This is a genomic window from Chitinophaga nivalis (genome assembly GCF_025989125.1).
GTDB classification, from domain to species: Bacteria; Bacteroidota; Bacteroidia; order Chitinophagales; family Chitinophagaceae; genus Chitinophaga; species Chitinophaga nivalis.
In genome coordinates, this window is the sequence record NZ_JAPDNR010000001.1 from 144,822 (window position 1) to 160,809 (window position 15,988).

The 15,988-nt window shown below is 45.7% G+C and carries 12 protein-coding genes; 4 read left to right on the top strand and 8 right to left on the bottom strand.

The genetic code is table 11. From position 1 onward, the window contains the following. Positions 1–63 precede the first annotated feature (63 nt). From atpB to OL444_RS00600, 3 genes are all read right to left on the bottom strand, one after another. Entirely contained in the window at positions 64–1,239 is a 1,176-nt protein-coding gene (gene atpB, locus OL444_RS00590) for a F0F1 ATP synthase subunit A (protein WP_264735195.1), read from the bottom strand. A gap of 263 nt (positions 1,240–1,502) precedes the next feature. Then, positions 1,503–3,263, bottom strand: a complete 1,761-nt coding sequence (locus OL444_RS00595; RefSeq protein ID WP_264735194.1) for an ABC transporter ATP-binding protein — start codon at positions 3,261–3,263, stop codon at positions 1,503–1,505. A gap of 142 nt (positions 3,264–3,405) precedes the next feature. Next, the gene (locus tag OL444_RS00600; protein WP_264735193.1) at positions 3,406–5,604 is read right to left on the bottom strand and encodes a hypothetical protein; all 2,199 of its coding nucleotides are present in this window, start codon (positions 5,602–5,604) and stop codon (positions 3,406–3,408) included. 174 nt (positions 5,605–5,778) lie between these two features. On the opposite strand from OL444_RS00600, the gene OL444_RS00605 reads away from it, so the two are divergent. From OL444_RS00605 to OL444_RS00615, 3 genes are all read left to right on the top strand, one after another. Next, the gene (locus OL444_RS00605) at positions 5,779–6,525 is read left to right on the top strand and encodes a DUF1003 domain-containing protein (protein ID WP_264735192.1); all 747 of its coding nucleotides are present in this window, start codon (positions 5,779–5,781) and stop codon (positions 6,523–6,525) included. Between the two features lie 153 nt (positions 6,526–6,678). Beyond that, on the top strand, positions 6,679–7,362 hold the full coding sequence (locus OL444_RS00610; RefSeq protein WP_264735191.1) for a response regulator transcription factor: 684 nt from the start codon (positions 6,679–6,681) through the stop codon (positions 7,360–7,362). Positions 7,363–7,515: 153 nt separating this feature from the next. Continuing rightward, positions 7,516–8,565: a sensor histidine kinase gene (locus tag OL444_RS00615; RefSeq protein WP_264735190.1), complete on the top strand. Its 1,050-nt coding sequence runs from the start codon at positions 7,516–7,518 to the stop codon at positions 8,563–8,565. A gap of 92 nt (positions 8,566–8,657) precedes the next feature. Here OL444_RS00615 and OL444_RS00620 read toward each other — a convergent pair whose 3' ends face one another. Next, positions 8,658–9,986: a porin gene (locus OL444_RS00620; RefSeq protein WP_264735189.1), complete on the bottom strand. Its 1,329-nt coding sequence runs from the start codon at positions 9,984–9,986 to the stop codon at positions 8,658–8,660. Between the two features lie 148 nt (positions 9,987–10,134). Between OL444_RS00620 and OL444_RS00625 the strand changes: the two genes are divergently transcribed. Then, positions 10,135–11,055 (top strand): helix-turn-helix transcriptional regulator, encoded by a 921-nt coding sequence (locus OL444_RS00625; RefSeq protein WP_264735188.1) that lies wholly within the window; start codon positions 10,135–10,137, stop codon positions 11,053–11,055. A gap of 60 nt (positions 11,056–11,115) precedes the next feature. Here OL444_RS00625 and OL444_RS00630 read toward each other — a convergent pair whose 3' ends face one another. From OL444_RS00630 to OL444_RS00645, 4 genes are read right to left on the bottom strand one after another with little or no spacing between them, the layout of a single operon-like run. Next, the gene (locus OL444_RS00630) at positions 11,116–12,600 is read right to left on the bottom strand and encodes an MBOAT family O-acyltransferase (protein ID WP_264735187.1); all 1,485 of its coding nucleotides are present in this window, start codon (positions 12,598–12,600) and stop codon (positions 11,116–11,118) included. A 6-nt stretch (positions 12,601–12,606) separates the two neighbouring features. Beyond that, positions 12,607–13,869: a GDSL-type esterase/lipase family protein gene (locus OL444_RS00635; RefSeq protein WP_264735186.1), complete on the bottom strand. Its 1,263-nt coding sequence runs from the start codon at positions 13,867–13,869 to the stop codon at positions 12,607–12,609. Beyond that, positions 13,841–15,247: an SGNH/GDSL hydrolase family protein gene (locus OL444_RS00640; protein WP_264735184.1), complete on the bottom strand. Its 1,407-nt coding sequence runs from the start codon at positions 15,245–15,247 to the stop codon at positions 13,841–13,843. Before OL444_RS00640 ends, OL444_RS00635 begins: the two co-directional genes overlap by 29 nt. Positions 15,248–15,270: 23 nt before the next feature. Then, complete coding sequence (locus OL444_RS00645; protein WP_264735183.1) at positions 15,271–15,738, bottom strand: glucosaminidase domain-containing protein; 468 nt, start codon at positions 15,736–15,738, stop codon at positions 15,271–15,273. Between the last annotated feature and the right edge of the window lie 250 nt (positions 15,739–15,988).

Consider the following 15,988-nt stretch of genomic DNA (forward strand, 5'->3'; position numbering starts at 1 on the left):
ATATGCGGATTACGAACTGCAACCAGGGGAACCCCATGTCTGCAATCCGTAACCCATAATTATTTAGTGGTGTGCTTCATCATGTGCACCTTCCATCGCCTGACCGATAAACACGGCAGTCAGATTGGCAAAGATGAATGCCTGGATAAAGGCTACCAGCAGCTCCAACATCATCATTACAATGTTGAACGCAATTGTAATGGGCAGGAAACCATAACCCGCTACATTGCTTAAGGAACCAAATATAAACACCAGGGATATAATACTCAGAATGATAATGTGACCCGCCAGGATGTTGGCAAACAACCGGATCGTCAGGGAAGCCGGCTTGGTCAGGATACCGATCAGCTCTACCGGCGCCAGGATGAACTTAACACCGAAAGGAACCGGAGGGTTGAAAATGTGACCCCAGTAGTGTTTGTTGGTGCTAAACATCGTCACCACAAAGCTTACAAGGGATAATGCCAGTGTTACAGCAATATTACCGGTTACGTTGGCAGAACCAGGTAACAGTCCAAGCAGGTTGTTAATGAGGATAAAGAAGAAGATCGTCAGAATAAGCGGCGTGAATTTTTCTGCTTTTTTACCAGGAATATTCGGTTTTGCTACTTCATCACGCATAAACAGAATCACCGGTTCTACCAGACCCTGGAAACCTTTAGGCGCTTTTTTCGCACCACGGGTCGTGTAGGCTTTCGCTACATTCAGCATCAGTACTACCAGTAAGATAGCGCCGATCAGCATGGAGGTAACGTTTTTAGTCATGGAGAAATCGTAAATCTTTTCGCCGGTAGGATTGTCGTTGGCATCCACTGCAATCACAGAACCATCTGTGTATTGTGCGGCATCCAATCCTTTTTCATGCAGGTAGTGTGCATTTACCAGGCGGTAACCATCATGCGCTTTGTGACCATGCTCAAAGGCAGATGAAGAGAACACAGAGGTTCCACGGGCCGGATTGTAAATAATCACCGGCAAAGGAATGGTTACGTGCGTTTCTCCAAAGCTGAAGAAGTGCCAATCATGCGCATCCTTTACGTGACCCAGAATTACTTCCTTCGCATCAAATTTTTTAGACTCAGCTGGCTCTGTCACATGTGCATGTTCACCCACCACAGCCTCGTGTGCTGTATCTCCGTGAGGAGCTTCCTGCGCATAGGAAAAATTACCAAAACCGTGAAGGCCAAGGGCCATCACAAGTGCTACCATTCTATGTTTGAACTGACTGAAAGAAATCACCGTTTTCTGAAATTTTGCGCAAAGATAAACGATTTTAAGTCAAAAATTGAGCGACTATGAAAAAATATGGAGAGAAGTTTTAACTATACTGATAGTCAATCTATTGCATTTCCGAAGTTGCAGTGAATGGGATGCAATTACATTCATTTTTAATATGAAAAATTTACCATAGCCTGATAGTGTATTATACACACATCGAATCTTTTTCAGGGAGATGACCGGCAGATTATCAATATTACATTTTTATTTCATACAACAAGCAACTATACCTTGTTCACATTAAACTGCATACTATGCAACTTGTGATAAAAGCCTTCCAAACGCAGCAACTCCTCATGTGTACCCATCTCCTTAATCTCTCCCTTATCCAGTACAATGATCTTATCTGCCTTACTGATAGTAGACAACCGGTGCGCAATGATAATAGCAGTACGGTCGGCAATCAGCTTGTCTATGGCCTGTTGTATCATCATCTCCGACTCCGTATCCACAGATGATGTAGCTTCATCCAGGATCAGAATAGCCGGATCATACAACAACGCCCGCACAAAGGAAATCAGTTGCCGCTGCCCCAACGAGAGGGTACTCCCCCGCTCCATCACCTGGTAATCGTAGCCACCCGGTAACTGCATGATAAAGTCGTGAATACCTATCAGCCTCGAGGCTTCTTCTACCTGCTGCCGGGTAATGGCGGCATTGTGCAGGGTAATGTTATCGTAGATAGAACCGGAAAACAGGAACACATCCTGCAATACCACCCCTATCTTGCTGCGCAAAGCTTCCAGGGAATAAGCCGGCAGCTCAATATCATCGATCCGGATACTGCCTTTCTGAATTTCATACAACCGGTTCAGGATACTGATAATGGTGGTTTTACCGGAACCGGTATGCCCCACTATCGCTACCGTATCGCCCGGCGATGCCTGAAAACTGATATCCTTCAGTACATAACGGTCTTCGATATACGCAAAAGACACGTTTTCAAAAGTAATAGCCCCTTTCATCTGATCGGCCGGATGATGCCCCCTGTCCGGAATATAATCCTGGTTATCCAATACCTTAAATACCCGCTCACTGGCCACCATCCCCATTTGCAGGGTATTAAACTTATCCGCCAGCATCCGCAGCGGACGGAACAACATGTTCAGGTACATGATGAAGGCGATCATCACACCCTGGGTTACTTCATAGTTCAGTACTTTATTGGAGCCCCACCATACCATCAGTCCCAGGGAAATAGCCAGGATGATTTCCACTACCGGGAAAAATACAGAATACGCGAAAATGGCATCTATATTGGCTTTCCGGTGTTCTTTGTTGATATGTTTGAAACGGGCAAACTCTCTTTTTTCTGCGGTAAAGGCCTGCACCACCACCATACCGGTAATATGCTCCTGCACAAAGGCATTCAGCGCAGATACCGCATTACGCACCCGGTAAAAAGATTTATTTACACTTTCCTTGAAGATATAAGTAGCAAAAATCAATATCGGAAAGGGCGACAGACTCACCAGGGTAAGCCGCCAGTCTTCTATAAACATCACCACCAGAATCGCAATAATCATCAACAGGTCTGCCGTAATGGAAATAATTCCTTCCGAAAAAACATCGTTGATGGCTTCAATATCATTGATCGTACGCGTGGTGAGCGTGCCTATAGGTGTTTTATCGAAAAAAGCCAGGTTGAGGTGTACCACCTTCTTATAGACCGTTACCCGCAAATCCTTTACTACAGACTGTCCCAGCCAGTTGGTCAGATACGAGAAGAAAAAACGTACCACTGTTTCTACCAGTAGTAGCCCGATCTGTACCACTGTAACGATCACCAGCATACGCATCAGCTGCCCCGCAATGTATTTATCGACCGTTACCTGTATCAGGTAAGGACGCAACGGAGAGATAACAGCCAGTACGACTGTTAAGAACATGGATATGTAGAAGGAGCGTTTATAGGGAGCAGCGAACGTGAATATGCGCCGGAGCAAGCTAAAATCAAATACTTTTTTTACCGCCAGATTTTCCAATGTGCCAGGTTTAATATGTGCCGCAACAAAAGTAACTAAATAAGCATTACCAATCCAGTATTCCGCCTCTCCCTGAAACACCATGGCCCGGAGAGGATATATCTCCGGGCCATGATCGTTATGTTGGGTAATACTTACGGCTTTATTTCTTTTCGTCTTTCATAATCAGCTTATAGGCTTTAATGAAGATCGCTCCCAGGTTTTTGTGCGGTGGCACATAGTCGCTGAACAACTCCCTGTTACGGGCATCCGGCGCAAATCTTTTCGTCAGCTGCGCCCACATCACTACCCAGTCTACATTTTTACCGGAACGTACCACATCTTCCAGACTATGAATAATAGGTTCATTCACAAAACGGGTACCTACCTGCTTGGAGGAAATGATGTGTGCTTCCGGTGATTTTTCCAATACGGTAGCCAGGTTATGATAACCGCCGCAGGAGCCCAGTACTACGATCTTGGCAGAACTTTGCAGGTTGTCCAGCGTGGTATTGATATGATAACTGTGGCCGCGGTGAATGAAAATAGTCGGGTGAATATCATGTTCATCCAGGTATTCCGATAACTTGGAAATGGCTTCTTTATCTCCCGGTTCGTCAATGGGAAGGTTCGCATAAATGGTGGTAGGCTTACCTTTTAAGGAAGTAATGGTAGCCCAGTATTTATTGCGGATTACCCGCCATTCTGCTGAAGGGAAGTTGGTCATGAAACTCGAAAAAGATTCCTGCCCGTCTTTATCTCCATAGAAAAATACCTGCTGGTAAATCCGGCCGCTATCACTTTCCAGGGTACTGAATGTAACATAGTTGATCGGTGGTAACTGCAATCTCGCAGACATATCCGACGCTTTGGAAGAATCATTTTCCTTACCAACTTCTGTTTCAAACAGGCTGGTCAACAACTGATAAATCACGGTTCCGCGTTTATCACTATGTTTTTTCACATACGCCAGGTTCTTTCTTACCTCCGCCCGCAGGAAGTCCAGCAGCTTCTCATCGCGGATACTACCAAAGGAATTGGCTACATCCACGGCATCTTCCAGATCTTCTGTTTTCTCCAGGTTCTGCACATATTTCTGCATCAGGTAGTTGGCATTCTCCGGCGCCATGGATTTCAGGAAATGATCCAGGGTGTTGAAACCGGCAGCCATAGCGATAAAACGCTTGAAGCGGTCGAAGTTCACCTGCATCAGTAAACTATCGCCACGCGGAGGTTTCATGCGCAACATCATCTGGTCATATAAACCGGCATTATTGCGGTTGGTATAACTGGAAGTATATAATTCTTCCTGACCGTTGATGATCAGGTAATACAGCTCTTCAGGGGTAAAGTCTTTTACAATACGGAAACGTACCGGCGCCGATTCTTCATGAAGATCATTCACTTCCCGGATATACAGGAGCGATTTGGCCTGCATGTTTTCCATCATGGCTTTCAGTCCATACGGCGTCTGGCCTTCGTTTTTCAGGCGTTGCAAGGCGATGGTGGATTTTACCATCTGGCGGTAATAACGGTAATCGTTTTCCACAATACCTTCCAGCTTATCTACGGTAGTAGTGCCTGCCAGCAGTTCATCAATGAAAGGCAGGATCTTGGTGCTCAGCGGCGACTGGCCAATACGCACAATCTGCTGTACAATAGGGTCCTGGTTTCTTTTGATGGCAGTAGCCATGGGCGTATACGAAGTAGCATAGGTTAAAACCTGATTAGGGTATTTACGGGCCACTGCTGCAATGATAGAATCGGTTACCGGGTAATCCAGGTAAGCACTCAGTTTAGGCATGACCGTTTCCAGGTTCTTAAAGGCATATTTGGTGAATACAATTCCCCTTGCATCCTTGTAGCCGGGATTATCCTTGAACACTTCAATGATCCTTTCAGCTGCATCGAAAGACAGCTGCTGGATAAATGGCTGAATACTGTTGCCCTTAATATCGGCGTGCATCATATTGCGGTAAGCCTGTACCATGGCCGGTGCTTCTTCCGGCTCAATGTTGTGGCGGGCACGCTTCTGGTTATAATCTTTCAGCAACACATACAACCCCGACAGGTACTTTACTTTCAGCCGGTGATCCAGTGTGGCGTCTTTTTCAATCTCCAGCTGCATGGCATCCACTTCCTTGATAAGGGCATTGGTCACCTGCAGATTGGTGGTTTCATCGTCAGATACTTTGATCATGCCATCTGCCTTACCATCAAACTTGGTGGCAGCAGCCTGTTCTTTGTCAATGTTGTCATGGAATCCCTGCCTGTTAATAGGAATCTGAATCTGACTATCTTGTGCATACACCCAGCCGCTTTGAGAAGCCGCCAGCAATAACATTATTAAAATTCTTCTCATTGAATGTACTTTTTCACACGGACGTGATAGCAAATTTACGACCAAAAGCGCATAAGATGCTTTTTCCCTGTCTGGCATTTAATATTTAACACGTAATACATATGAATTTTCCCACATTTTGAGAATAAGGCCTCAAAATCTTACATTGTAAGGCAACCGTTAACTGCAAAAACCATGGAGACTTTTATCAGTGATATTTCCGGGAAGCATTTCCCCTTGTCAGAGAAAGTAACCGCCAAAATGATCCGGCCTTCCATGCTGGAACAGATCCGGAAAGACCATCCGAAATTCAATCATCACTGCAATATGGCTGTTTCGGAGCTGAACAGCTACCGGCAAGGATACTATGCTTCCCTGTTTTCCCGGGAGATGAGTGAATTGAGTGACCTGGAGAAAGTAGTGCTGGAAAAGCTGCGGGACAATGAAACCCTGACCAACAAGCTGGAAGAGGAACCTTCTCCGGCAAGTATGACCTACGGGGAACGGCTGGCCGACAGGATTGCCGAATTTGGCGGCAGCTGGACGTTCATCATCTCTTTCCTCGTGTTTATCCTGGCCTGGATGTGCCTGAACTTATACTGGCTGGCCAATAAAGGCTTTGATCCTTATCCCTTTATCCTGTTAAACCTGATACTATCTTGCCTCGCTGCCCTGCAGGCTCCCGTCATCATGATGAGCCAGAACCGCCAGGAGTCCAAAGACCGCCAGCGATCGAAGAATGACTATATGATCAACCTGAAATCTGAGCTGGAAGTGCGTATCCTGCATGAAAAAATAGATCACCTCATGCTACGGCAGCAACAGGACATGCTGGATCTGCAACAAACGCAGCTGGAAATGCTGAACGAAATCCTGAAAGCCATGCACAAAACAAACAAAGGTAATAGCAATAGCAATCAGAGCACTACGGATACCAAATAATAAACATATTCGCTTACTTCTTTTTTTACTGTAACTTGCTGCGTACCAATGGAAAATAGGCTGGTATTGAATTAACAATTTCATAATGTTAATTTTCCATTAATCACGGAGATGGCTTTATAATTTTGTCCCGTCTTTTTAAAAGCAAAATTTATGATAGACCAAGCGGTTGCAGGAAAAATACTGGTAGTGGACGATGAGTTGGATATTCTAGAAATTATCAGCTACAACCTCAAAACAGCGGGCTATGATACCGTAACAGCCAAAGACGGTAGTGAGGCCATACAGAAAGCAAAAATATTCAGACCAGATCTGATTATGCTGGACATTATGATGCCAAACAAGAACGGGATCGACACCTGCCGTGAAATCCGGAAGATCCCCGAATTCAAAGATACCATGGTGTTATTTTTAACAGCGCTCAATGATGAGAAATCAGAAATTGATGGCTTGAACATGGGTGCTGATGACTATATTGCCAAACCTATTAAACCCAAATTGCTGGTTAGCCGCATCAATGCGCTTTTCCGCCGTTTGCACAAACCGGAAGAAACCCAGGTACATCTCGGTGATCTGATCATCGACCGGGAGAAATTCACAGTTACCTACAAAGGACAGGAAATCATCCTGGCGAAAAAAGAATTCGAATTGCTGCAGTTACTGGCTTCCAAACCGGGACGTGTATTCCTGCGCAACGAGATTCTGAACCAGGTATGGGGTACCGAAGTGATTGTAGGCGATCGTACCATCGATGTACATATCCGTAAAATCCGTCAGAAAATCGGAATCGATCTCATTACTACCGTAAAAGGAGTAGGTTATAAGTTTGAGATGTAGGAACTGCGAAAGCCCTGCAAATAATCTTTTCTGTTTTATTCCACCAAAACACTCTGGCTACTGACTTTTGGGTCACTAGCCAAAGGCTTTTTTATGGCAAGTAAAAAATTTAAAGTAATTTCCCACTATTACACTAATTACTCACTTTGGAGTATGTTTAAAGCAAAAAACCTATCCCCGCAGAAACTGGCGGGATTTACAGCCTTGATTATATCTGCTGTAATAGCATTGGGCAGTTTACTGGTGGATGGCGACTGGAAAGTAGTGGCAGGAGCGTTTATTCTTACCTTTCTTGTATCCTATTACCTGTATCTTTATACCCTGCAGAATTTTATTTACAGGAAAATAAAGCTCATCTACAAATTCATTTATCAGACCAAGGCCTCTAAAAGAGAAGAATTCTTTCAGAAAAACATCCTGCCGCTGAAAACCATTGAAGAAGTAAGTGAAGATGTAGAAAAATGGGCCAGCCAGAAGAAAGAAGAACTCGAGAACCTGCGCCGCAACGAAGAATTCAGAAAAGAATTTCTCCTCAACCTGTCGCACGAACTCAAGACGCCGATCTTCGCGGTACAAGGTTATATCCACACCCTGTTGGATGGCGCCCTGGAAGACCCGGCAGTTAATAAACTGTTCCTGAAAAATGCGACTAAAAATATTGACCGGCTTTGTCGCCTGATCGATGACCTCGACGAAATTTCCAAACTGGAAAGCGGCGAGATGACCATCAACAGCGAAATCTTTATCATTCAGGACCTGATCCGCGATGTATTTGATACCCTGTCGCTGAAAGCCAATACCAAAGGCATCAAATTCAATATCAAAAAAGGATGTGAAGCGCCACAACCCGTACTGGCCGACAAAGAAAAAATCCGTCAGGTGCTTATCAACCTGGTAGACAACTCCATCAAATACGGTAAACCCGATGGCCATACCATTGCCAGCATTTACAGCATGGATGGGAAACGTGTACTGGTAGAAATATCAGACGATGGTATCGGTATGTCGGAAGAACACCTGCCACGTGTATTTGAACGTTTCTACCGGACAGACCGTGCCCGCAGCCGCGATATTGGCGGCACCGGACTGGGACTTGCCATCGTTAAACATATTGTGGAAGCCCACGATCAGTCCATTACGGTGCGCAGTAAACCGGAAATAGGCAGCACCTTCGGCTTCACCATGGAGTCCGGAAAAGAATAAGTTTTTCACACCATCTGAAATAAAAAGAGGAGGAGACACCGGGGATTACACCCTGCTGTCTCCTCCTTCTTTTAATACCTGGATACCAGGTATTAAAAACGGTACTGCACCCTGCAGGTCAGTACATTATCTTTCCGGTCGTCCTGATAGCCTTCCAACTCTGTGGCTTCATTCTGCACCCAATCATAGTAGAACATAAATTTCAGGTGCTCATTCGCATAATACAGGTACCCAATACCCAGGGTATTATAACGTATATCCGCTGCCGTAAGCCTTGTTCCCGGCGCCCCGATTTCCTTTCCTTTCACGGCTTTATTCGGATCGTACCAATCGTATTTCACCACTGCCTGGTGTTTCTCACTGCCCAGATGCTGAATAAAATAGAGGTAAGCCCCATCGAACTTGCGGATATATAAAGGCTGCGGCCTGCCTTGCGCCGTCATCGGTATACTACCTGGGGTTTCTGTTGTGCTGGCCGTAGCTGTTTGGGTGCCCCGAATATATTCTGCCCGGAACTGGGTACTCCCCTTACCCCTGCCGTTGGGTATCCGGAACTGAATATCCGCACCGTAGTAATGTCTGGGGGCGATTTCTCCGGCATTGGTCACTGCAGAATCCACTACAAAACCTGGTTTATCATTGACGGTACCCATCCGGTTAATGTATTGGGTAAACTGCTCCATGCCACCGTACAACACGGATACACCACCAGAAACGATGTAATTCGTACCCTTAATACGCTGCGGTTTTATACCAATACGGCCTATAAAATCCTTATGACTATCGAAATCAGCTGTGGAGGTTAATCCCTGGCCGTTAAACAAACCAGCATCTATTTTCAGAAAACTCAACGGATGCCCTTTCCGGCGGGGTTCAAAAGACACCATCGCGCCCAGGTCGCGTTCTGTTCTCATCAGGATCTGCGACATACGCCCCCTTTCCGGCGTCTCCCTGTCGGCAGAAGAGAGGTTCACCTCATACCCGAAAGGCCGGGCAAACATACCGGCAGCCAGGGAGAACAGGTTGAATTTCGTTTCAAAAAAACGACCATAAAAATCCCGGATAGCCACTCCCCGCTCTGTTCCATCAAATTGGAAAGCGAACTTTATCACCGGCATATCATCTTTGTTATACCGTTCATAATCTACCCGGATACGTCCCCTGCGTAACAGAAAACGGTTATTGACCCGGGTACCGAAATTACCCGCGGCATACGTTTCAATGCCTTTGGCCTCCGCCAGCTGAAACTGCGGCTGTATATAACCACTGAAACGCAAGGCGTCATATTTATGATACATGGAGATCATCCCCTTTCCCAGATCAGTCGTCGTGTCGATCATATCCATCAGAAACTGGGCACGGGCCAACAAGGAAGCACATGATAACAACACAAGGAGCAACAGGCATTTCGCGATTCGCATCAGGTCAGAAAATTAATTGCGCAAAAGTATCATTTTCACCTTTATCATAACAGGTTAATCGTTCGTTAATCCAAAATCATTAATACAATCTAAAGACGGCAAAGTTTTAAAATGATAAAATTATGATCGGTCCTTAAATCACCCCTGTATGAAAGCATCTACTATAATTCATTGGGAAAGAAAGGTGCAGGAAGCCATTGCTTTTTCCCACGATGACCCGTTCGGCGACCTTGATCTGAAAAAAGTAGCCGACAGACTTTGTGTATCCACGAATATCTTCTACCATAAGTTTGCAGAAATATGTGGTGAACCTTATATCCGGTTTACCCGCCGCCGCCGGCTGGAAGCAGGCGCCGGATATTTACGCCACAGTGACTACGGCATCCGGGAAATCAGTGAACGCTGCGGCTACAGCAATGCCAGCTTTGGCAAAGCTTTCCAGGCATTATTTCATGAAAGCCCGACCGCTTTCCGTGACCGGGAATTTTTGCAAAATGAAACCCATACCCTGCAGCGGACCAAAATTATCACCTCCTCCTATCAGCATCATGCCAGTCATATTTTCAGCACCGACAGAACGGAAGCAATACGGCTGCCACATCATGTTCTGTACTATCATATTCTGCCCAGCAACAATGATCCTGTAAAAAATATGGTGGAAGATATGAACCGGTATTACAGCCGGCTGCTGGAGATACAGTCATCGCTGTTAATGCCGGAAGTGAGCATCATTACCGGTACCCTGGATGTAGTACCCGTTACCTCCTATGGAAAAATGATGATGTATGTAGGATTGCTGGTGCCGATAACGCCCGCTTACGATCAGGCACATCAGCTGATACGTATGGTATATCAGGAAGAATACAGACTGGTCACCAAACAGATAGCAGGCGGAGATTATAAGAAACTACCGGTGCCCATGGGATTTGCGGCGGCAGGTTTACCTATGTATGAATTTATTAATCACAGTTGCCGGGTAGGTTATTTTAAAATGAGCGGCAATCACTTTTTCATTTCACTCACCGGAGCAGATAGCTGTGAGATCTATATTCCCTGGCAAAGGAGATAGCAGGGTATTTATGCAGATACCTGCCGGTAATATTCAAAGGATCACCGGCAGGTATTTTTATTAAAACTGGAAGTAAATCGGAATCATTGGCTGGGTACTTTTCACCTGCGCCAACAGCCAGATAAAAGCAACCATAATCGCCACACTTCCTGCTACCGGAATACGGCCCAGGATTCTTTCTACAGAAAACTCTGCTTTGGCAGGCATAAAATGCAGTACAAAACCCAGCACCATTACCCAGAATACCGCTGTATAACCATTGTATAACTCCAGCCAGATGCCCGGCTGAAAATCGTATACCACCTGGTGAATCAGGGACCAGGCATCGTGGAAAGATGCGGCTTTAAAGAAGATCCAGCAGAAACACACAAAATGGAATGTCAGCAGCACACCTCCTACCTTCAGTACGGAAGCTTTCCAGCCGGTAATGGCTTTCTTGCTTTTTTTCAACCAGTCGATACGCACTTTGTCTATGGCCAGCGCCGTACCATGCATACCACCCCAGAATATAAAATTCCAGCTGGCACCATGCCAGAAGCCTCCGATCAGCATCGTCAGCGCCAGGTTCACATACTGCCGCCCCTTTCCTTTACGGTTACCACCCAGCGGGATATACAGGTAATCGCGCAGCCAGCTGGACAATGAAATATGCCAGCGGCGCCAGAATTCAGTAATGGAAGAACTCTGGTAGGGAGAATCGAAGTTAGGTGGAATCTTAAAGCCTGTCCAGCGGGCAATACCCAATGCCATATCGGAGTAACCGGAGAAGTCGCAATAAATCACCAACGCATACCCATATACGCCGATCAGACATTCCAACCCGGTATGTTTACTGGGATCATCGAAGATATACTGTACAAAGTTCTGGTAGATGAAGTCGGAGATCACAATCTTCTTGAACAAACCACCGATAATCAGGTACATCCCCTTACCAATATCATCTGCATTCAGGCGATAAGGCATAGAGATCTGCGGTATAAAATCAGCTGCCCGCACAATAGGTCCCATCATCAGCTTAGGGAAGAAAGACAGGAAAAAGAGGTAGTCCATGAAGTTGTCTACCGGCTTTATTTCTTTCCGGTATACATCAATGGTATAGCTGAGGTTTTCAAAGGTATAGAAAGAAATCCCGATGGGCAGCAACAGGTGCAGTGGACGAATATGTCCGGCTGTAAGGTCGTTGACAATGCCGATGAAGAAATCTGTATACTTGAAATAGAACAGCAGTCCTATATTGAGGATAATACTGAAGATGAGCAACGATTTTTTCACCGACTTATTGGGCGTATGGTAAATCCATCGCGAGAGGTTAAAGTCTACAATCGCGGAAAGCACCACCAGGCCTACATAAAAGCCACAGGCCTTGTAAAAGAAATACAATGAAAAAATGGTGTACACCCATACACGCCCTGTTTTACTGCCGTTTACGGCCAGATAACAGAACAGGAATAGTGCAAAAAAATAGAAAAAGAAGGCACTGTTGAATAGCACCGGATCAGCGGGATTGTACAACAGTTCGGATATCAGCTTATCTGTATTAATCATCGGAGGTTACTGGATTTTCTTTTTTTGCTCTGAATAGTTGGAATAAGATTGTTGTAATGCTTCATATAAAAGTTGTCCCTGTACCTGGTAGCCTTTCACATTAAAATGTATATGATCCGGCGCCCAACCGCCGTCAAATCTGCTCTTCTGTGCTTTGTTGATCGCATTAAAATTCCAGCAGGCAATCCCATGTTGTCTGGCATACCCTACAATCTGCTGAGTGACCATCGAAATATATGGATTCGGATAATACACCGTGCTATAGAACGTTTTGTATTTTCTTTTCCCTACTTTTTTACGGGTCGCCTTTTTTACCGCCCGCATACAGTCTGGCGGTGTTGTCAGCAATATATTCACAGCCGGATTTTGAGATCGGATCAGCTGTACGGTTTTATCTATTTCATCGCGGAATACCAGTGGATCAAAGCGGCCATAGGCTTCATTGGTACCCAGGGAGATGATCACCAGCTGCGGACGCAATACCGCCATCTGTGCCAGCAATATGTTGTTGATTTCATTATAATGCTGATACATGGCGCCATTGATACCAATGCTATGGTACAATACACCATTATGACCATTTTCCATCACGGCGCCATAAAACCGGAAAGGCGTAGCAGCGGTGCCTTCCCATCTTACCTGGAAAGACTGGCTTGTTTGTGGGAAAGTGAGGGTAGCACTGCTCAGGGTAGGCGAACCGGGAAAAGGTGCAGGCGTTACCGATACAGCGGCATCCTGTTGGGGTACCACGGTACTGGTCAGATTACCGGCATCATATAACAAGGTTACCTTGCGGAAGTTATTGTCCATGGCTGCATCGGCTTTGGCTGTAAACGACAGTGCGGGCACATCCTGCTGGCTGCTGAGCGTAATGGCACCGGGCCCGAGTATGGGCGATTTGTAGCGATCTACTACGCGTTCAGACTGCCACCGGGCCGTGCTGCTCCAGCGAAAATCTTCAGGACCATTTGTACCGGCCAGGTTATAGGGGAAGATATATCCCCTGCCGGCATAACCAAACTGCTGTTGCAGCAGCATACCGGTTGCCAGTGGAAAATATCCTGCCTGTACATGTGAATCACCTAAATGAAGAATGGATACAACATCACTATCTGCCGCCAGCAAAGCCTTAAATACACCATACAAGGCAGTATCCTGCTGGATGTTATTAGTGACAATCTGTTGCGCATAGGTGGTTATACCCGTCAATAACAATAATACTATTGTTATCAGTCTCCTGTTAAGGTTTTTCTGCCCTCCTGTATTCATTCATAATAGCTTTATACAGCAGCGCCCCTACTTTGGCCGCTCCCTGTCTGTTTAAGTGAGTATAGTCTTTATTCGCCAGCACGGTATCTCCTTCTACCCATTTCACCATGGAACCTTCGCCGCCCATAGCTGCATACAGGTTCCAATAAGCTGTACCATAACCAGTAGCCAGGTCATGTTGCACTTTCAATAACGCTTCCACGCCTGGTGCTGTTATATAGCGGTCATTTTTTCTGTAGGATTTATCTGCTGTACCGATGATCAGGAAAGAGGTGGCGGGCAGATCCTGGCGAAGGGAGTCCATCACTTTTTTCATCGGGCGCTCGTACCAACTGTAGTCGGTCAGTTCCGGCCGGAACAGCACATTGGCGCCGTAGTGCATGATAACCAGATCGTACGGGCGTTCTTCCTGCATACGGTGTATCATGGCGGAAGACAAGCGGCCCAGTTCCACGCCGCTGATACCGCGGAAGGAATAGTTATCTACATAGATACCCTTGTTGCTTTCAAAGCATACCCCATAGAAAGGCATGGCAGCGCCGCCGCCATTTTTTAAGACAATAGACGTATGTCCGGTATCCTGTTGCAGATCCAGGCGGTTTACCGGTTGATCGCCGGTAAGCGTATAGTCTCTATCGTTAATATTGATCGTGGCTGCAGTAGCCGGGCCGTATAATACAGATACCTCTTCAAATTTATCCAGGTGTGTTTTTTTCACCGGGGAGTATTTAACCCAGCTGTTACCGCCGGGGTAAAAGGTATGTCCGGATAGGCCCAGGGTTACGCTGGCCGGAGGGGAGTTTTTATAGTGATAATCTTTCCAGTCGGAAGAAAAAGTATGCTGGATCGTAGTCCGGAAAGAGGCGACCACCGAAGTAACCGGTACAAACCCAACACCGGCGCCGCCAAACTGGCTTTGCAGACTGTCGCGCAGGTCACTCGTGATGAGGTCACCTTCGATCATGGAATCGCCGAAATAGGCAATACGTACTTTTTTACGTGTGCCGGCGTGCAATTCTTTTAAGACGTTGAGGAAATGTTGTATGCCTGCTGCTGTTTCAACTGTGGCAGGCGGGGCATATTCCAGGATACCTGTATAACTCATGTAGTCATGCAGGTGATCCGGATTGGGCAGCGTGCTGCCACCGGGCTTCCTTGCGCCGGTACTATCAGAAACAGAAAGCTTACTACTGTCTTTACCAGTAGTAAGCTCTTTGTCGTCCGGCGACGTTGTTCTCAGATCGGACAACATGTCCAGTTTCCGGAATTGAAAATCTTTATAGGAAAAGCTGTAATTCAGTTGTGACAGCGCTACCAAACATACTAATGATCCTACTATAATATAGAACGGATAGGCAGACTTGTTTTTGCCAGACATAAATTTAATGAATCAGTTAGCACTCACTGATCGCTGCTGACTGGCTGGCCTACGGTTAACCAATTTGAACCTTGTGCCACGCTATCCATGCCTGCGTCCAGCTTATACAATTTATAACGGTTAATAATAGACGTCACTCTTCTAATCCATTCATGGCCTGCAGAGGAATAACCGCTATGGTTCATTTGTTTCAGCCACACCGCAAATTCCTGGTTCCCTTTTAACTGGCCAAACCATCTCTTTTTGGTCAGTAACTGCACAAAATGCTCATATGAGGCTACATCAGAAGCATATTGCTTATACACCGAACGATGTCCGGGTTTGATTTTAGCCATGTTATTCTTCCCTACTACGCCAAAATGGTTGTGTAACAATTTAGCATTTCTACTGGTACCGGTACCTGATTCCAGCATGGCTACCCCCAGTATGATACTGGCAGGTACGCCGGTTTGCTGCATCAGTTCTACTGATACCGGTTTAAATTTTTTCAAATAACTGTTTGTGGATTGTTGTGCAAACCCAACATTGCTGAGCATTAGCAATAATAACACCGCACCTAACCATACTTTCCTCTGAAAGAATGTTGAAATTCTCATGGCAGTACTTTTTGTTTGTGGTGATAGTTTTTTCTTTGTTTTCAGCATCATTTCTTACCTCACATATCAACGATGATCACACCGCAATATTACTTTAAAAATTTAAATAATAAGTCTCTCTCCTTTCCTGGTCTCCTCGCGTTAA

Bases quoted from the DNA above. Each gene is read 5' to 3' on its own strand.
- OL444_RS00600 (WP_264735193.1), bottom strand. From the start codon at position 5,604: ATGAGAAGAATTTTAATAATGTTATTGCTGGCGGCTTCTCAAAGCGGC.
- OL444_RS00605 (WP_264735192.1), top strand. From the start codon at position 5,779: ATGGAGACTTTTATCAGTGATATTTCCGGGAAGCATTTCCCCTTGTCA.
- OL444_RS00610 (WP_264735191.1), top strand. From the start codon at position 6,679: ATGATAGACCAAGCGGTTGCAGGAAAAATACTGGTAGTGGACGATGAG.
- OL444_RS00615 (WP_264735190.1), top strand. From the start codon at position 7,516: ATGTTTAAAGCAAAAAACCTATCCCCGCAGAAACTGGCGGGATTTACA.
- OL444_RS00620 (WP_264735189.1), bottom strand. From the start codon at position 9,986: ATGCGAATCGCGAAATGCCTGTTGCTCCTTGTGTTGTTATCATGTGCT.
- OL444_RS00625 (WP_264735188.1), top strand. From the start codon at position 10,135: ATGAAAGCATCTACTATAATTCATTGGGAAAGAAAGGTGCAGGAAGCC.
- OL444_RS00630 (WP_264735187.1), bottom strand. From the start codon at position 12,600: ATGATTAATACAGATAAGCTGATATCCGAACTGTTGTACAATCCCGCT.
- OL444_RS00635 (WP_264735186.1), bottom strand. From the start codon at position 13,869: ATGAATACAGGAGGGCAGAAAAACCTTAACAGGAGACTGATAACAATA.
- OL444_RS00640 (WP_264735184.1), bottom strand. From the start codon at position 15,247: ATGTCTGGCAAAAACAAGTCTGCCTATCCGTTCTATATTATAGTAGGA.